Source organism: Bacillus sp. RC242, assembly GCF_044908245.1.
GTDB classification, from domain to species: Bacteria; Bacillota; Bacilli; order Bacillales; family Bacillaceae_G; genus Bacillus_A; species Bacillus_A mycoides.
The window spans coordinates 253,408-270,578 of record NZ_JBIYCZ010000003.1; the positions used below are offsets into that span (position 1 = coordinate 253,408).

General features: G+C 33.7%; 19 protein-coding genes. 15 read left to right on the forward strand and 4 right to left on the reverse strand.

Annotated features, from left to right (window positions below):
- Nucleotides 1-34 precede the first annotated feature (34 nt).
- From nheB to ABH957_RS08165, 3 genes are all read left to right on the forward strand, one after another.
- Nucleotides 35-1,243 (forward strand): non-hemolytic enterotoxin NHE subunit B, encoded by a 1,209-nt coding sequence (nheB, locus tag ABH957_RS08155; RefSeq protein ID WP_016092835.1) that lies wholly within the window; start codon nt 35-37, stop codon nt 1,241-1,243.
- Nucleotides 1,244-1,350: 107 nt separating this feature from the next.
- Nucleotides 1,351-2,430 (forward strand): non-hemolytic enterotoxin subunit C, encoded by a 1,080-nt coding sequence (gene nheC / locus ABH957_RS08160; RefSeq protein ID WP_404510943.1) that lies wholly within the window; start codon nt 1,351-1,353, stop codon nt 2,428-2,430.
- 234 nt (nt 2,431-2,664) lie between these two features.
- Nucleotides 2,665-3,291, forward strand: a complete 627-nt coding sequence (locus tag ABH957_RS08165) for a LysE family translocator (RefSeq protein ID WP_404510945.1) — start codon at nt 2,665-2,667, stop codon at nt 3,289-3,291.
- Between the two features lie 243 nt (nt 3,292-3,534).
- Here ABH957_RS08165 and ABH957_RS08170 read toward each other — a convergent pair whose 3' ends face one another.
- A complete protein-coding gene (locus ABH957_RS08170) occupies nt 3,535-3,801 on the reverse strand; it encodes a hypothetical protein (protein ID WP_002126826.1) in 267 nt (88 codons plus the stop codon).
- 340 nt (nt 3,802-4,141) lie between these two features.
- Between ABH957_RS08170 and ABH957_RS08175 the strand changes: the two genes are divergently transcribed.
- The 6 genes from ABH957_RS08175 to ABH957_RS08200 all read left to right on the forward strand — a co-directional run bounded on the left by ABH957_RS08175 (nt 4,142) and on the right by ABH957_RS08200 (nt 10,548).
- A complete protein-coding gene (locus tag ABH957_RS08175; protein WP_002126827.1) occupies nt 4,142-5,092 on the forward strand; it encodes a nucleoside hydrolase in 951 nt (316 codons plus the stop codon).
- A gap of 685 nt (nt 5,093-5,777) precedes the next feature.
- Nucleotides 5,778-6,221, forward strand: coding sequence for a carboxymuconolactone decarboxylase family protein (locus ABH957_RS08180; RefSeq protein ID WP_000083030.1), 444 nt, complete (start codon nt 5,778-5,780; stop codon nt 6,219-6,221).
- 241 nt (nt 6,222-6,462) lie between these two features.
- Nucleotides 6,463-6,993 carry a GNAT family N-acetyltransferase gene (locus ABH957_RS08185; RefSeq protein ID WP_002126830.1) on the forward strand — a complete coding sequence of 177 codons (531 nt, stop codon included), beginning with the start codon at nt 6,463-6,465 and terminating at the stop codon, nt 6,991-6,993.
- A 551-nt stretch (nt 6,994-7,544) separates the two neighbouring features.
- Complete coding sequence (locus ABH957_RS08190) at nt 7,545-7,940, forward strand: DUF3224 domain-containing protein (protein ID WP_002126833.1); 396 nt, start codon at nt 7,545-7,547, stop codon at nt 7,938-7,940.
- 115 nt (nt 7,941-8,055) lie between these two features.
- Entirely contained in the window at nt 8,056-8,946 is an 891-nt protein-coding gene (locus ABH957_RS08195) for a Vgb family protein (RefSeq protein ID WP_001223216.1), read from the forward strand.
- A gap of 654 nt (nt 8,947-9,600) precedes the next feature.
- Nucleotides 9,601-10,548: a DNA-binding transcriptional repressor DeoR gene (locus ABH957_RS08200; RefSeq protein ID WP_000356572.1), complete on the forward strand. Its 948-nt coding sequence runs from the start codon at nt 9,601-9,603 to the stop codon at nt 10,546-10,548.
- A gap of 48 nt (nt 10,549-10,596) precedes the next feature.
- On the opposite strand, the gene ABH957_RS08205 is transcribed toward ABH957_RS08200, so the two are convergent.
- Nucleotides 10,597-10,959, reverse strand: coding sequence for a hypothetical protein (locus ABH957_RS08205; protein WP_404510947.1), 363 nt, complete (start codon nt 10,957-10,959; stop codon nt 10,597-10,599).
- Nucleotides 10,960-11,115: 156 nt separating this feature from the next.
- On the opposite strand from ABH957_RS08205, the gene deoC reads away from it, so the two are divergent.
- From deoC to ABH957_RS08235, 6 genes are all read left to right on the forward strand, one after another.
- Nucleotides 11,116-11,787 carry a deoxyribose-phosphate aldolase gene (deoC, locus tag ABH957_RS08210; protein ID WP_002012110.1) on the forward strand — a complete coding sequence of 224 codons (672 nt, stop codon included), beginning with the start codon at nt 11,116-11,118 and terminating at the stop codon, nt 11,785-11,787.
- A gap of 105 nt (nt 11,788-11,892) precedes the next feature.
- Nucleotides 11,893-13,074 (forward strand): NupC/NupG family nucleoside CNT transporter, encoded by a 1,182-nt coding sequence (locus ABH957_RS08215; protein WP_000876193.1) that lies wholly within the window; start codon nt 11,893-11,895, stop codon nt 13,072-13,074.
- A 36-nt stretch (nt 13,075-13,110) separates the two neighbouring features.
- Nucleotides 13,111-14,412, forward strand: coding sequence for a pyrimidine-nucleoside phosphorylase (locus ABH957_RS08220; RefSeq protein WP_002165965.1), 1,302 nt, complete (start codon nt 13,111-13,113; stop codon nt 14,410-14,412).
- A gap of 33 nt (nt 14,413-14,445) precedes the next feature.
- Nucleotides 14,446-14,841 (forward strand): cytidine deaminase, encoded by a 396-nt coding sequence (locus ABH957_RS08225; protein ID WP_000358532.1) that lies wholly within the window; start codon nt 14,446-14,448, stop codon nt 14,839-14,841.
- A gap of 166 nt (nt 14,842-15,007) precedes the next feature.
- Nucleotides 15,008-15,403 carry a DUF2871 domain-containing protein gene (locus ABH957_RS08230; protein WP_000737878.1) on the forward strand — a complete coding sequence of 132 codons (396 nt, stop codon included), beginning with the start codon at nt 15,008-15,010 and terminating at the stop codon, nt 15,401-15,403.
- A gap of 15 nt (nt 15,404-15,418) precedes the next feature.
- The gene (locus tag ABH957_RS08235; protein ID WP_002012104.1) at nt 15,419-15,901 is read left to right on the forward strand and encodes a CcdC family protein; all 483 of its coding nucleotides are present in this window, start codon (nt 15,419-15,421) and stop codon (nt 15,899-15,901) included.
- Between the two features lie 50 nt (nt 15,902-15,951).
- Here the strand turns inward: ABH957_RS08235 and ABH957_RS08240 are convergent, their stop codons facing one another.
- Together ABH957_RS08240 and ABH957_RS08245 are read right to left on the reverse strand one after the other, a co-directional pair.
- Nucleotides 15,952-16,182 carry a DUF896 domain-containing protein gene (locus ABH957_RS08240; RefSeq protein WP_061689763.1) on the reverse strand — a complete coding sequence of 77 codons (231 nt, stop codon included), beginning with the start codon at nt 16,180-16,182 and terminating at the stop codon, nt 15,952-15,954.
- Nucleotides 16,183-16,325: 143 nt separating this feature from the next.
- A complete protein-coding gene (locus ABH957_RS08245) occupies nt 16,326-17,033 on the reverse strand; it encodes an alpha/beta fold hydrolase (protein ID WP_404456361.1) in 708 nt (235 codons plus the stop codon).
- Between the last annotated feature and the right edge of the window lie 138 nt (nt 17,034-17,171).

Here is a 17,171-nt window from a genome sequence, read left to right on the forward strand (position 1 = left end):
GAAAAATAATTAGCGATATAGGGAGAGAAGAAAAATGACAAAAAAACCTTATAAAGTAATGGCTCTATCAGCACTTATGGCAGTATTTGCAGCAGGGAATATTATGCCGGCCCATACGTATGCAGCTGAAAGTACAGTGAAACAAGCTCCAGTTCATGCTGTAGCAAAAGCTTATAATGACTACGAAGAATATTCATTAGGACCAGAAGGCCTGAAAGATGCGATGGAAAGAACAGGTTCAAACGCTTTAGTAATGGATCTGTACGCTTTAACAATTATTAAACAAGGTAATGTTAACTTTGGTAATGTATCGTCAGTTGATGCAGCTTTAAAAGGTAAAGTGATTCAGCATCAAGATACAGCTAGAGGGAATGCACAACAATGGCTAGATGTATTGAAGCCACAGCTTATTTCAACAAATCAAAATATCATTAATTACAATACGAAATTCCAAAACTATTATGATACTTTAGTTGCTGCGGTTGATGCAAAGGATAAAGCAACTCTTACGAAAGGTCTAACCAGATTATCAAGTAGTATTACTGAAAATAAAGCGCAAGTAGATAAGTTAGTAGAAGACTTAAAGAAATTCCGAAATAAAATGACGTCGGATACTCAAAATTTCAAGGGAGATGCAAATCAAATTACATCTATCTTGGCTAGTCAAGATGCTGGAATTCCGCTTCTGCAAAATCAAATTACAACGTATAATGAAGCAATTAGTAAATATAATGCAATTATTATCGGTTCATCTGTTGCGACAGCTTTAGGCCCAATTGCAATTATCGGTGGTGCAGTAGTTATTGCTACTGGTGCAGGAACGCCGCTAGGAATCGCATTAATTGCAGGTGGTACAGCAGCTGTAGGTGGTGGAACAGCTGGAATCGTATTAGCGAAGAAAGAGCTGGATAATGCACAAGCAGAAATTCAAAAGATAACAGGACAAGTTACAACTGCGCAATTAGAAGTAGCAGGATTAACGAACATTAAAACACAAACTGAGTATTTAACAAATACGATTGATACTGCAATTACAGCGTTGCAAAATATTTCAAACCAATGGTATACAATGGGATCGAAATATAATTCATTACTTCAAAATGTAGACTCTATTAGTCCAAACGACCTTGTTTTCATTAAGGAAGACTTGAATATAGCTAAAGATAGCTGGAAAAACATTAAAGACTATGCAGAAAAAATTTATGCTGAAGACATTAAAGTAGTAGATACGAAAAAAGCATAATCGAATACGAATCGTTAGAGCGTTAAGTATTGATGAATGAGTTGAAGCTCCTGTTCAGTTGTGAGCAGGAGCTTTTGATATCCTTATAAAGAGAATAGGTGAAAAGTATGGAGAAAAGATTTTATAAGAAATGTCTTTTAGCAATAATGATTGCTGGAGTGGCAACGAGTAATGTGCTTCCTTTACATCCTTTTGCAGCGGAACAAAACGTAAAAACATTACAAGAGAGTGCAAAAAATTATTCTCTCGGACCAGCAGGGTTCCAAGATGTAATGGCGCAAACGACATCGAGCATATTCGCAATGGATTCATATGCAAAATTAATTCAAAATCAGCAAGAGACTGATTTGAGTAAAATAAGTTCGATTAATGGTAATTTAAGAGGGCATATGATTCAGCACCAAAGAGATGCAAAAATTAATGCGGCGTATTGGTTAAATAATATGAAGCCTCAAATTATGAAAACGGATCAAAACATTATTAATTACAATAATACTTTTCAAGCGTACTATAATAGCATGCTAGTAGCGATTGATCAAAAGGATAGCGGTAAATTAAAAGTGGATTTAGAAAAGTTGTATGCGGACATTTTAAAGAATCAAAACGAAGTAGATATTTTATTAGGGAATTTAAAAGCATTTCGCGATAGAATGGCGAAAGATACAAATAGTTTTAAAGAGGATACAAATCAATTAACCTCGATTTTGGCGAGTACTAATGCTGGTATTCCAGCATTAGAGCAACAAATAAATACATATAACGATTCAATTAAAAAGAGTAATGATATGGTTATCGCTGGTGGTGTACTTTGCGTAGCATTAATAACATGTCTTGCTGGCGGACCGATGATTGCGATTGCGAAAAAAGATATCGCAAATGCAGAAAGAGAAATAGCCAATTTAAAAGATAGAATTTCTGGAACACAAGCAGAAGTCGCAATTTTGACTGATGTGAAAAATAAAACAACAAATATGACAGAAACAATTGATGCAGCAATTACAGCACTGCAAAACATATCAAATCAATGGTATACAGTAGGTGCGAAATATAATAACTTACTACAAAACGTAAAAGGAATGAGTCCAGAAGAATTTACGTTTATAAAAGAAGATTTAAATACAGCGAAAGATAGCTGGAAGGATGTAAAAGATTATACAGAAAAATTACATGAAGGCGTGGCGAAATAAACAGCGGAGTAGTTCCACTGTTTATTTTTTTTATCCCGTTTTTTGTGAGAGCCGTCCTGTAATTTTACCCATAAGTTTGCCGTGCATTTTATCAATGTAACTTTAGGATAATGTTTGGTCAAATTGATACTAATAACCTCGATAAACTCCTGATCACGCTTTTTATATTTAATATTTTAAGTAAAAAAGCTATACTATAGGCAAAACTAAAAATTGGAAAGGAAATACTAGAACATGGAAAATTATTTGTTATTTATCCTTACAGCAATCCTAATCATAATAATGCCTGGTCCCGGTTTTGCCTTAGTTACAAAAAACACTATCTCGCATGGTAAAAATGGTGGGATAAAGACCGTCTTAGGAACGGTATCTGGAATGATGATTCATACAATAATGGCTACACTAGGACTTTCTGCCATCCTAATGAAATTTGCGATGTTATTTACATTTATAAAATATGCTGGGGCTTTTTACTTAATTTACTTAGCTGTAAAGTCAATTAAAAGTGCCTTGTCTAAAAAAGAAGATATGTCAGGTTCAGTGGAAATGAACTCTAAGGATATTGGAACGATTAAAAGTTTTAGACAAGGATTTACCACGGCAATCTTAAACCCAAAAACTGCTGTGTTTTTCCTAAGTTTTCTACCCCAATTTATTGTGAGCAATCAAAGTCATCTCTTCCAATTTCTTTTGTTAGGACTCACATTTACGACTTTGACAGCAATATGGTATTTACTTTATATCTCACTAATACGTCAATTAAGAACTTTTTTACGAAAAGAAAAAGTGAACCGTACAATAGAGGGTATTACTGGCACAGTATTATTAGTATTTGGAGTTAGGTTATTTTTCCAAAAATAAATATGTATATGAAAAGAGAAATAATCAATGGTGGTTATTTCTCTTATTCACTTATTCTAAAACTACCATTATAGATTTCTAGAGGGGAGATGATTTTTTGTTGGGTATTTATGTTACTATCACTGTAAAAATTGTGAAGAAATGTACTTAAACTAACGGGGCAGGATAGTTGAATAAGAATAAAAATATTTTTATAAGTTAAATTTATTGAATATCATAAAATATTTATAATTAAACTTTTTTCTAAATCAACACTCGATGGCGAGGTGGTGTTACCTCAAATATAATTATTTTATTTGAAGATTTCATTTTAATTTTTTCAAATCTTTTCATAGGTTGATATACAAAGACGTGTAGTGATAAGCCTATAACTGCAGTAATGTTTAAAATAATACTTATAATCATTAAAGACCATTCTATAACTGGAGAAAAGTATCCGTTCGTACTTAATGTAGAAGAACTTACATCTAGTATTAAAATAACTATTAGTAAAGGTAAGTTTTTAACCAATTTGAATCCCCTCTTTTAAGTGTAATATCTTTATATTATCATATTGCAAAATAAATTATATAATTAATTATAAGATAGTTATCTATGAGAATTTAACTTGTTTTTTCGTTTTGGGGTGTTAAAAAATTCTTAAGTTGATGGGCATGGGATAGCACACCATGCCTATGAACTTAAGAACAGAAACTTACGCTTGAACATAATATCAAATTTAGATGAGCAAAGCTATTTCAAGTGAATAGAATCCACTCTTTAAGAATACATAAAATATATACATACAAGCTTAGTCTGATCACTACATCATTAGTGAAAGTAGGATTCTATAGATTTTGGAGGAAGAGATATGAAAAAAAAGGTTCTCCTGTTTACAGATTTGGGGATTGATGATGCGTTTGCTATACTGTACACTTTTTTTCGTAAAGACATTCAACTTGTAGGAATTGTAGCCGATTATGGAAATGTATCCAGAGAAAATGCAATAAGAAATATTAACTATTTGAAGTACATTGCGGGAAGAGAAGAGATACCCGTATTCCTTGGTGCTTCTGTACCGTTGACAGGTATATTGATTCAGTATTTCCCTGAGGTACATGGAAAAGTCGGATTAGGACCTATCATTCCCCCTGAAATTTCATATCCAGTTTATCCTTTAAATGATATTTATCAAATTATAGAATCAAATTTAGAAGATCTTACAATTATCAATTTAGGAAGACTTTCTTCGCTAGCTACGACTTTTGTGTTGAATTTAGAAACAATGCGAAACGTAAGAGAATGTATTTGCATGGGGGGAGCTTTTTTCTATCCAGGTAACGTAACTGCTGTGGCTGAAGCTAACTTTTACTCAGACCCTTATGCAGCAAACTTAATTCTGCAGCATGCAAAGAACTTGACAATTATTCCTTTAAATGTGACTCAACATGCGATTGTTACACCCGAAATGGTCCAGCAAATCGATGCATTTCATCGGAATACACAGGATCTTGCAGGACTCATCATCAAACCTATGTTAGACTATTATTATAAATTCTACTCTAAGTCTAATCCTGGTATAAGTGGAAGCCCTATGCATGATTTTGTAACAGTGTGGTATTTGCTGAATCAAGAGGCTGTTGGCCTTTCAAGAGTACCCATTAAAGTAATTCCTGATCAAGGAGAAGGATTTGGTCAAAGTATTGCAGACTTTCGTTTTGCTACTAATCCAGGCTATAAAACGCATAATGTAGCTTTTCAGCTTGATTATAAAAGATTCAAGAAGGATATTATGGAAACGTTTTTAAAGAAGAGAGTGTAACAGACTTTATTAACTTCAGATAATAGGGATTATGTGAATGAAATGCCACTTCACTTAACGTACAGGAATTCGACTTTTTTAGGTTAAAATTCGCTTAGCATATAAAACTTCCAAAATGTTGGCTGTATCCCATCACTATCAAGCTAACAAAACAAAATCCCCCTAAAATGAAAAAATCCGCTGACTTCTCAAAGTAATTAACTGTAGTGAAAGAAAATTTTTATTTTGGGGGTACATTAAAACTTTAGCTTGACGGGCAGGGGGTCTCGTCACATGCTTATCAAGCTAAGAAATTAGTTGTTCTCCAAAACGAAAAAATTAACTAAATCCCCATAAATAACTATAGGAAGATAAAAACACTGTAGCTTTCGAATAAAGTTTGATCAAAATTATGTAGTTGTTTGGTGATAATAAAATTGTTTCATTTATAATAAAATCATTTAAAAATTAATAGAGTTATTCAATTTATTCTGACGGTAATAATAAAGTAATTAAAAAGTGAAAATATTTGTTTGGAAAATACGGTTACTCATTTGCGATATTTACGTACCATGAAACAACTAATTATACTGTCTATAACTGAAATTCTCTTTGATTTCGAATGCTTTACAAACAAAAAAATAGCACGAATGTTCGTATGAAGGTATAATTATAAGTATCTTAAAATCAAAGGAGGTCTTGCCTTATGAGTCAAAGAATTTCCTACTATGATGTTGCACCTGATGGCATGAAAATTATGATGGATATGGAGAAGTACACTAAGAAATCTACAATTAATCGAATTACTAGAGAACTTATAAAGATTAGAGTCTCTCAAATTAACGGTTGTGCTTTCTGCATGGATATGCATACATCAGATGCCCGTAAGATAGGTGAAACCGAACAACGAATTTATTGCTTGAATGCTTGGAATGAATGTGATTTTTATACACCTGAAGAGAAAGTTGCTCTTGAACTATCTGAGCATATTACTCTAATTCCCACTAAAAGAGTTCCTGAAGACCTATATAAGCGAGTACGTGAACACTATGACGAGAAACAATATGTTGACCTTGTTCTGGTAATTAATCAAATCAACAGTTGGAATAGAATTTCTATTGCAATGGGAAATACAGCAACTAAAAAATAATTGCTCTCAACGAACGGTAAATAAGAATAAAATTAAAGATGTTTAAAAATCACAATAAAATTGTTTCATTTTTCTTTATTACGCAGTTGTCATAAACTGTGACATAACCAAATTTTTGAAATTTATTGGTTCATCCTTTATAGCTTTTATAATAATATTATCTTGAAACACGAAGGGACTGAACTATGCGCAGATATCAATATCTTGACCCCAAAATAAAAACATAATGGAGGTAAAAATATTGATTACAGAACTACAAACCGAAAGATTAGTTTTAAGAAAAATGAAAGTATCAGACTCAGCTAGCATGTTTACAATTTGGGCGGATCCAGAAGTTACAAAATTTATGAATATCAATAGTTTTACTGATGAAAGCCAAGCGGTAGATATGATTGAAATGCTTGATAAGTTATCTCGGGAAAACAGAGCTATTCGTTATTCAATAATTGAATTAGAATCAAATGAAATTATCGGTTCTTGTGGTTATAATTCATTTGATTTCAAAAACGCCAAAGCAGAAATTGGTTACGATATTAGTAAAGCTTTTTGGGGTAAGGGGTATGCGCCAGAAGCCATTCTCTCTTTAATGGATTATGCGTTTAGTACTTTAGAATTCAATAGAATAGAAGCAAAAGTTGAATCTGAAAACATCAATTCAATAAAAGTCTTACAAAAGTTAAACTTTACATTCGAAGGGACAATGAGAAAGTGTGAAAAATCTAATGAAAAGTTTATTGATCTAAGTATTTATTCAAAATTAATAACAGATTAACTTATATTACTTAGCCTACATTCCTTAAAATGTAGGCTATTAAATACCCTCGAAGCATCCTTAATTGCTATTAATTGAAAGTGAGGGCTACGGCTCTCTTTTTTAATTCACAATTTCTAGTACAATTGAAATAATTAAGAAACGTATAGAGTAATCCGTCCGATCTTAACCACTGAAGAAAAATTAACAGAGGAAGAGATCATGAACTTTGCTGTTGAAATGAGGGAAAAGAAATAGAAGGACACAACTATATAATAAGAAAAATCTAGAAGATACGTAATATTTAAAAATGAACCGTCTCATAAAGAACATGTAGTAATTTCTACGTGTTCTTTTTTAATAAAAATGAAAGTAAACTGTTAAATAAAAATTTACTTTCAATGTCATACAAGAAGAACAAAAAATAAGTCGTCTTTTGCTCTTAACAGGGTCTTACCAGCAGCATCCGTTACTTTAGAAACACTCCTATGAGATATAATTATTGATGGTACTTTTTAGGTGATATACTGGAGGTAGATTACTCATCTAATGATGAAGGGAGGTTTACGCGTATGGAAGTAACATTTACAGTAAGTAAATGGGATGAAAAGCCAGTCAATGAAACTAGAAAAGATTTCCCTATTAATATTGCCCATGTCGAATATGATATTGACGGTGAATTAAAAGGAAAAGCTTTTGTTGAATATTTATTATATTATTTAGAATCAACTATAGATGATGGTCACTTGGCTACTGCTAAAATTTCTGGATTTTTACATTTCGAAGGAATTTATAAGGGAAAACGAGGGACATTTATAGCTATAGAGCAAGGGATATTTGATAAAGGAAATCTAGATTCCCCTGCAACAATCATCAAAGCTACTGGTGAATTAGAAAGCCTGAAAGGGTCCTATAATTATAAGTTTACAGGTCAAACCAGTAAAATGATTCTAGACTTTGAATTCTAACAAAATATCTTATAATTTAGCAAAAAGGGCATCCACTGTAATACCAGGAATGTCCTTTTTAAAACTAAATTATACCGAAAAACAAGACTCAAAATTTTCAATGGGAGGAAATGATATGAGGATCACGATACAAGAATATGTGGTCAATGAAATAGATTCAGGACCATATGGAATAACCGTAGGAAAAGACGGAGCATTGTGGTTTACGGAACAGAAAGGGAATCGAATTGGTAGAATAAATGCTACTGGTGAAATAAATTCTTTTCCCATTCCGACAGCAAATGCAGGAGCTATGTCAATTATCTCGGACCAGACCGGTGACTTATGGTTTACGGAATATAACTCAAGCAAGATCGGTAAAATGTCGATGAACGGTCTTTTTGAAGAATATGTACTCCCTACAACGAACGCTGCACCTTTTGGCATAACGGAAGGCCCAGATGGAGCAATATGGTTTACAGAAATGAATAATGGTAGGATCGGAAGAATAACAAAGTCAGGGGAAATCACCGAGTTTGAATTGCCTAACTCCAAATCATTTCCCTCTTTTATTACTCTGGGATCAGACGGTGCATTATGGTTTACACAGAATCAGAACAATAGGATTGGGAGAATAACCACTAAAGGTGAGGTCAAAGAATATCCAATCCCAACACCCAACTCCGGGCCAGTTGGAATTGCGAGCGGCCCAGATGGAGCAATATGGTTTGTGCAAATCATAGGCAATAAAATTGGTAGAATTACGTTCGAAGGTGAGATCAAAGAATTTGTTATACCGACGCCGAACGCTCGTCCTCATGCCATAATACCTGGGAAGAACAGAGATCTTTGGTTCACAGAATGGGGAGGTAACCAAATCAGCCGTATTACAGTTGAAGGAGTTATTACGGAATATACGATACCTACAAATAATGCAGAGCCACATGGTATCACGTTTTGTCCGGATGGCGATCTTTGGTTCGCTGAAGAGTGTAATCAAATTGGACGTCTAACAATCATTACGTAATAGGGATATCGTCCATCGCTATCAAGCTCAGAAAAGTAAATATCCCATCACCATCAAGTTAAGAATTTGGTTGCTCCCCAAAACGAAAAAATGTGCTTTTTTGTTACAAGTAGCACAAAATTTCGTTCTGGGGGTACTATAAAATTTTAGCTTGATGGCGATGGGGTCTCGCCATCAAAACGTGAATTTCGCACGCTAAGGAATTTCTATATTAAAAAACTTGGCTTTACCGTACGTTAAGGAAGTTCCATAAACGATATTTAATGTTTGTTATTGTTACTACAGAAAGAACAAAAAGAATGAATTAAATATGAATCGATTTATCCCGCTATTTGCGGGCAGTAAGACTCCCACCTCAAAATTCGGCGAATACGAGGGAGTTAGGTGGGAGTCGGACTGCCCGTAAAAGCCCGATTGGTGAGGGCTAATAATCAGTGGGGGATGAACAAAACCCCCACTGATTAAAGTTTCACTTTATCTGATTCAAGATCATTTGTATCGAGTGTATGAAGCTAAAAAATAAAAGTTTCATTGTAAATCCTAAGTGGAGTAGAAGTTTAGGTTGATAAATAAGGGAGTCGAATTTTTTTGCATAAAGCTGTATAATGCTTGTAACGAAAAGGAAATACAGGAAAGGATATGTAATGAGTTACTATGGATAAGGATAAACAACAATTAAGCGTTGAAGTTGCAAGATTATATTATCAATCAGATTATAGTCAGCAAGAAATTGCTAATAAATTAAATATTTCAAGACCGACGATTTCTAGATTATTGAAGTATGCGAAAGAAAAAGGATTTGTTCAAATTAGTATAGCTGATCCATTTGCTGACTTAGATAACGTTGGGAATTTACTTAAAGAAAAGTATAACCTGTTAGAAGCGCATGTCGTATTTTCTCCAGTACCAGAATATGCAACGATTACGGAGTATATTAGTAAATATGCAGCTGAGTATATGGAAAAGACAGTGAAAACTGGTGATATCGTTGGTGTAAGCTGGGGAATGACGATGTATGAAATCGCTAGAAAAATCGTACCGCAACATGTGAAAGGTGTAGAGGTTGTCCAGTTAAAAGGTGGCATTAGTCACTCAAGTGTAAATACATATGCGAATGAAACAATCGCGTTATTTGCAGATGCTTTTCAAACGACGCCAAGAAATCTACCTCTTCCAGTTATATTTGATAATGCGGTGACAAAAGAATTAGTGGAGCAAGATAGACATATTCATCACATTATTGAAATGGGGAAACAAGCAAATATTGCAATTTTCACTGTTGGAACAGTGCGTGATGAAGCGTTATTATTCCGATTAGGATATTTAGATAAGGATGAAACGAACATTTTGAAAGAACAAGCTGTCGGTGACATTTGTTCACGTTTCTTTGATGGAGACGGAAATATTAGTAGCGAAGAAATTAATAAGCGTACAATTGGAATTGAGTTAGAGGAACTTAAATTAAAGAAACGTTCTATTTTAGTTGCAGGTGGTAATAGAAAAATAAAAGCAATTGACGGTGCGTTACGTGGCGGGTATGCAAATGTACTAATTATAGATCAGCATACAGCGAAAGAATTGTTACATTATCAAAAAGGTTAGAAATAAAAGGCTTTCTCAAAATATTAATTTTGAGAAAGCCTTTTATTTTTAGTATGAATAAATCAATGTGTAGTACCTTGTAAAGTATTTGTAAGGAACGCTCTTTGATTGATCTCCTTTTTCAAAAATTAGTGAGTTAGCCATAATATCTCTATCTACAAAACTCCAGCCATCTTGCTCCATCATATCGATAAAAGGTTCCATTTTTCCGCGCTTTACTAAGTAGGGGTATTGATTATCTATCAGTTCTACTTCCACCATTTCTTTATCTTGAATAACCATCTTAGACATAGCTAAAGCAAATGGAACTGGGTTTCCTTCTTGGAAAATAACATCCCTTTTATAAAAAATAAATATGGATAGTGAGGTGCATACTAGCAATGTGAATATAAAGAATTTTGACTTAAACAAGTGGTTCACATCCTTTATTTACAAGCTTATACTACTTTCAATGTATTACTAGAAATTCCCTTCTAAAAAAGAATGAACAAAAGTTCAAAAGTGTATTTACATTTGTTCAACTAAGAGTTAGAATGAAGTTGTTAAAAGATATGAGGAGTGAAGATAATGAACATTGCAAAGTTAATTGACCATACAATTTTAAAACCAAATTCTACAAAAGAAGATGTTATGAAAGTAATCGAAGAGGCAAAGCAATACAAATTTGCTTCAGTTTGTATTAATCCTACATGGGTAAAGCTAGCTGCTGAAGAATTAGCTGGACATGATGTAGACGTTTGTACTGTAATCGGTTTCCCATTAGGAGCAAGCACTACTGAAACAAAAGCATTCGAAACAAAAGATGCTATCGCAAAAGGTGCAACTGAAGTTGATATGGTAATCAACGTAGGTGCTTTAAAAGATGGCGACAATGAGTTCGTTGAAAAAGACATTTATGAAGTAGTACAAGCAGCAAAAGGAAAAGCTCTTGTAAAAGTAATCATTGAAACTTGCCTTCTAACAGATGAAGAAAAAGTTCGTGCTTGTGAATTATCAGTAAAAGCTGGCGCTGATTTCGTAAAAACTTCAACTGGATTCTCAACTGGCGGAGCAACTGCAGAAGATATCGCATTAATGCGTAAAACAGTTGGACCAAACGTTGGCGTGAAAGCATCTGGCGGCGTTCGTACACGTGAAGATGCAGACAAAATGGTAGAGGCTGGAGCTTCTCGCGTTGGAGCAAGTGCTAGTGTTGCAATCGTATTAAATGATGCAAAAGGTGCTACAGATAATTACTAATTAATAAAGTGTGAAAAGCAATAGATACACGTTTAAAGTAAAGTGTATCTATTGCTTTAACAATTGAAAAGAATGTAAGCGGATACGAATGGGAGGAGACGGCTTATGAAATACTTAATCGGTGTTTTAGGCCTCGTATTGATTTTAGGTATCGCTTGGCTTGCTAGTAATGATAGAAAGAAAGTCAAATATCGCCCAATCATAACGATGGTTATATTACAATTCATTTTGGGGTTTTTATTATTAAATACAAGCGTAGGGAATATATTAATTAGCGGAATAGCAGATGGTTTTGGAGAATTATTAAAATATGCCGCTGATGGTGTGAATTTCGTATTTGGTGGATTAGTAAATCAAAAAGAGTTTTCATTCTTTTTAAGTGTATTAATGCCAATCGTATTTATATCAGCTTTAATAGGTATTTTGCAACACATTAAAGTATTACCTATTATTGTGAAATCTATCGGTCTAGTATTAAGTAAAGTAAATGGGATGGGGAAACTCGAATCATATAACGCGGTAGCTTCTGCGATTTTAGGACAATCTGAAGTGTTTATTTCAGTTAAGAAACAACTAGGATTATTGCCAGAGAAAAGAATGTATACATTATGTGCATCTGCAATGTCTACAGTATCTATGTCTATCGTTGGATCATATATGGTGTTATTAAAACCGCAATATGTTGTAACCGCTTTAGTGCTTAACTTATTCGGTGGCTTCATTATTGCTTCTATCATTAACCCGTATGAAGTTACTGAAGAAGAAGATATGTTAGAAGTACAAGAAGAAGAGAAAAAGACATTCTTTGAAGTATTAGGGGAATACATTATAGATGGATTTAAAGTTGCGATTACAGTAGCAGCTATGTTAATCGGTTTCGTTGCCCTTATCGCATTCATTAATGCAGTATTTAAAGGTGTAATCGGTATCTCATTCCAAGAAATTCTTGGTTATGTATTTGCACCATTTGCATTTATTATGGGTGTTCCATGGCATGAAGCAGTTAACGCAGGGAATATTATGGCGACAAAACTTGTATCAAATGAATTTGTTGCGATGACAGATTTAGCAAAAGGAAACTTTAATTTCTCAGATAGAACGACAGCGATTATATCTGTATTCTTAGTTTCATTTGCAAACTTCTCTTCAATTGGAATTATTGCTGGGGCAGTTAAGAGCTTAAATGAAAAACAAGGGAATGTAGTCGCAAGATTTGGTTTGAAATTACTTTTCGGTGCAACATTAGTAAGTTTCTTATCAGCAACAATCGTTGGCTTATTATTTTAACAGATTCATATAATATAAAAAGGAATGGTGATTGTAATGAGAATGGTAGATATTATTGCGAAAAAACGTGATGGAAAAGAATTAACAACTGAAGAAATTAATTTCTTTATTAACGGTTATACAGATGGAAGTATTCCTGACTATCAAGCGAGTGCACTTGCAATGGCAATTTTCTTTAAAGATATGACGGATCGTGAACGTGCAGATTTAACGATGGCAATGGTTGAGTCTGGAGAAACAATCGACTTATCAGCAATTGAAGGCATTAAAGTAGATAAGCATTCAACTGGCGGTGTTGGTGATACAACAACATTAGTATTAGGACCATTAGTCGCTGCTTTAGATGTACCAGTAGCAAAAATGTCTGGTCGTGGTTTAGGACATACGGGCGGGACAATTGATAAATTAGAAGCGGTAGAAGGATTCCACGTTGAAATTACGAAAGAACAGTTCATTGATATTGTAAACCGTGACAAAGTGGCTGTTATCGGACAAACAGGAAACTTAACACCTGCTGATAAAAAGATTTATGCATTACGTGATGTAACAGGAACAGTAAATTCAATTCCTCTAATTGCAAGTTCAATTATGAGTAAAAAAATTGCAGCTGGTGCTGATGCAATCGTACTTGATGTAAAAACAGGTGCTGGTGCATTTATGAAAACCGAAGAAGATGCAAAAGAATTAGCTCATGCAATGGTACGTATCGGAAATAATGTTGGACGTCAAACGATGGCAGTAATTTCAGATATGTCACAACCTCTTGGTTTTGCGATTGGTAACGCTCTAGAAGTGAAGGAAGCAATTGATACTTTAAAAGGCGAAGGTCCAGAAGATTTAACAGAATTAGTACTTGTATTAGGAAGCCAAATGGTCGTACTTGCGAAAAAAGCAAATACATTAGAAGAAGCTCGTGAAATGCTAATTGAAGTGATGAAAAATGGAAAAGCAACTGAGAAGTTTAAAGAGTTCTTAAGCAACCAAGGCGGAGACAGCTCAATTGTAGATAATCCAGAAAAAATGCCACAGGCGAAGTATGTAATTGATGTACCTGCAAAAACTTCAGGTGTGATTTCAAACATTGTTGCAGATGAAATCGGTATCGCAGCTATGTTATTAGGTGCAGGTCGTGCGACAAAAGAAGATGAAATCGATTTAGCGGTAGGATTAATGTTACGTAAAAAAGTTGGCGATGCAGTAAAAGAAGGCGAGCCGTTCGTAACGATTTATGCAAATCGCGAAAATGTAGAAGATGTAAAAGCAAAAATCTATGAGAACATTTCTATCGCTGAAACAGCAGTGGCTCCTAAATTAGTTCATACAGTTATTACTGACTAATCATAATTACATTTACTTTGAGGAGGAAATAATATGGATAAGAAAAAATATATCGAAGAAGCAAATAAGATGTTATCGAAAGCGTATATTCCGTATTCTAAATTTCCTGTTGGTGCAGCGCTAGTTACAAAAGAAGGTAAAATCTATACTGGTTGTAATATAGAAAACGCTTCTTACGGTTTATGTAACTGTGCAGAAAGAACAGCAATATTTAAAGCAGTATCAGAAGGTGAGCGCGACTTTAGTTACTTAGTCATTACAGGAGAAACTGACGGACCTATTTCACCATGTGGTGCTTGTAGACAAGTTATTGCTGAATTTTGTGATCCGAAAATGCCAGTTTTACTAACAAATGTAAAAGGCGATGAAAAAGAAGTGACTGTAGAGCAGTTACTGCCTGGTGCCTTTTCAATTGAAGATTTAAAATAAGTTAAAAGGCCATTCCACAATTAATAGTTGTGGAATGGCCTTTTTTATTTTCAATAATAGAATGTAATAATCTGTTCATATTCCGTTCATAAACTTTGCGTAAAATGATTGCAGTGAATATGGAAAGTGACGATATAAATTGTCGTTCTACAGCAGGAGGAATATGATGAAGAAATTATATAATGCAGCATTCATTTACTTAATTATTGGTTTATTATCAGGTGTATTTGCAAGAGAGTATACGAAAGCGCAAGGCATTAAAGGATCCACTATGTTGCAATTAGTGCATACACACGTATTAGTGCTCGGCTTTGTATTCTTTTTGGTCGCTTTAGCTCTATTTAAAGTATTTAATGTCCGTGAAACAAAAAGTTTTCGTGCGTGGTTTGTTGTTTATAATGTAGGATTAATTTTTACTATTGCTACAATGGTATTTAGAGGTATTCTACAAGTAAATGGAACTGACTTTAATGGTTTAAGCCATATGGCTGGATTAGGTCATGTCATTATAAGTGTTGGGCTCGTTTGGTTTATGATTTTGCTCAAAAAATCTTTTAAATAGATAGGAGTGGAGAGTATGAGTTTAGCACTTTTATCAAGTATAGTAGCGGTTTGTATGGCAGTTGGAGTTATGTTTCTTCGCTTTAAGTCAGCGAAAAAACCGGTAACGAAAAAGAAAATTATATTACCGCCAATTTTTATGAGCACTGGTGCAATGATGTACTTCTTACCAGAGTTTCGATTAACGTCTTTAGAAATAGTAGAGGCAATTAGCGTAGGACTTATTTTCTCTATATTTCTTATTAAAACATCTAAGTTCGAAATAAGAGGCGAAGACATATATATGAAACCATCAAAAGCGTTCATATTTATTTTAGTTGGTTTATTAGCTGTCCGGGTAGCATTAAAATCATATTTAAGTCAGTCGATTGATTTAACCCAATTAAGTGGAATGTTTTTCTTACTCGCTTTTGCGATGATTGTATCGTGGAGAATTGCGATGTATCGCTCGTTTACTAAATTAGAAAAGACAATAAAAAGAGCTGGAATTTCTATATAGGAATTTCAGCTCTTTTTATGTTTTATAAGATTGTTTTTTTAGCTTTGATTTCATTTGCTTAATTTTAAACGTATTTGAGCATCTTGTAATGCAACTGGTGTAACGTTAAGACCATTTTGATCAACGATTTTTGTGTTTAATAAAATGGAATCTAAGCTCCCGCGAAATGTTTTTGTATAGTTTTGACGCAACATTTGTTGTTCTTGTTTTTCATCAACTGTTAATCCAGATGCTTTTTCTTTTTTTGATAATTCGTTAATACGGAATAAAATGTTTTTCATTTTGTTCACCTCTAATTTTAATTTAAATTAGTTACTTACTAATTTATAGTTATTTTAACTTTTTTATTTGACTATGTCAAGAAGTGTAAAAAAGTAGACACCCGTATTAAAGTAAGCGGGTGTCTACAAGGTAGATATAAGATTTAGCTTAATTCATGTAAGTGATTCACAAGTTCTGTTGTTTTAGAAAAGAATGGTGAATGATCAGCTTCCAAAGTAATTATTTTTGTGCAAGGAGTTTCTGTATTCATTCGGCGCTGAAAATCAATCGGAATCGCTCTATCTAGAGTTGTTTCGATATAAATACGATTTACAGTTCCAAAGTTCTCTTCTGATATTTTCAGCTCTTTTTGGAACGGTCCTAGTGGTTGAGGACGCATTTGATTAAAAGATGCTCCTTTAATAGAACCGTCTTCTGTAGCATTTAAAAATGTTTGTTCAATCAACTCTGGTATAAGTTCTGCGGTCATGTCATTCTCATTTATAGAGAATTGTGGGCCAGCTTCTCCGTCTAACTTACTACCAAGACTTTCTCCATTTTGTGGCAAGAATGCACAAAGATATACTAATTTATCGATTTTATTTGGTATAAGCTCAGCGGTTTGAGTGATCACAATTCCACCCATACTATGTCCAACAAGAATAACTTTTTCATTTTGTTGATTTATAATAGTTGTTACTGCATTAACATAGGAATCTAATGTTATATTTTGTGATGGAGTTGTATCTTTCCCACTTCCAGGTAAGTCTAGTGTAATAACTGTATGTCCGAAAGCCTCTAGTTGAGGTTTTACTAAATCCCATGCCCATTCACCTTGCCATGCTCCATGTACTAAAACGTAAGTACTCATTTAATCAACACTCCTCTAATGTTTATATGTTTATTTTTTCGTAATATTGATGATGTATAATTAGTGTATATGAAGTGGATTGATAAATATAATGAAGCTTATTTATAGATGATATAAATAACTTTTATATAAGGAGAA

Excerpts from the sequence above, each read along its gene's own strand:
- ABH957_RS08190 (WP_002126833.1), top strand. The coding sequence starts at position 7,545 with ATGGAAGTAACATTTACAGTAAGTAAATGGGATGAAAAGCCAGTCAAT.
- ABH957_RS08175 (WP_002126827.1), top strand. The coding sequence starts at position 4,142 with ATGAAAAAAAAGGTTCTCCTGTTTACAGATTTGGGGATTGATGATGCG.
- ABH957_RS08235 (WP_002012104.1), top strand. The coding sequence starts at position 15,419 with ATGAGTTTAGCACTTTTATCAAGTATAGTAGCGGTTTGTATGGCAGTT.
- ABH957_RS08165 (WP_404510945.1), top strand. The coding sequence starts at position 2,665 with ATGGAAAATTATTTGTTATTTATCCTTACAGCAATCCTAATCATAATA.
- nheC (WP_404510943.1), top strand. The coding sequence starts at position 1,351 with ATGGAGAAAAGATTTTATAAGAAATGTCTTTTAGCAATAATGATTGCT.
- ABH957_RS08225 (WP_000358532.1), top strand. The coding sequence starts at position 14,446 with ATGGATAAGAAAAAATATATCGAAGAAGCAAATAAGATGTTATCGAAA.
- nheB (WP_016092835.1), top strand. The coding sequence starts at position 35 with ATGACAAAAAAACCTTATAAAGTAATGGCTCTATCAGCACTTATGGCA.
- ABH957_RS08195 (WP_001223216.1), top strand. The coding sequence starts at position 8,056 with ATGAGGATCACGATACAAGAATATGTGGTCAATGAAATAGATTCAGGA.
- ABH957_RS08215 (WP_000876193.1), top strand. The coding sequence starts at position 11,893 with ATGAAATACTTAATCGGTGTTTTAGGCCTCGTATTGATTTTAGGTATC.
- ABH957_RS08245 (WP_404456361.1), bottom strand. The coding sequence starts at position 17,033 with ATGAGTACTTACGTTTTAGTACATGGAGCATGGCAAGGTGAATGGGCA.
- ABH957_RS08200 (WP_000356572.1), top strand. The coding sequence starts at position 9,601 with ATGGATAAGGATAAACAACAATTAAGCGTTGAAGTTGCAAGATTATAT.
- ABH957_RS08220 (WP_002165965.1), top strand. The coding sequence starts at position 13,111 with ATGAGAATGGTAGATATTATTGCGAAAAAACGTGATGGAAAAGAATTA.
- ABH957_RS08230 (WP_000737878.1), top strand. The coding sequence starts at position 15,008 with ATGAAGAAATTATATAATGCAGCATTCATTTACTTAATTATTGGTTTA.
- ABH957_RS08240 (WP_061689763.1), bottom strand. The coding sequence starts at position 16,182 with ATGAAAAACATTTTATTCCGTATTAACGAATTATCAAAAAAAGAAAAA.
- deoC (WP_002012110.1), top strand. The coding sequence starts at position 11,116 with ATGAACATTGCAAAGTTAATTGACCATACAATTTTAAAACCAAATTCT.
- ABH957_RS08180 (WP_000083030.1), top strand. The coding sequence starts at position 5,778 with ATGAGTCAAAGAATTTCCTACTATGATGTTGCACCTGATGGCATGAAA.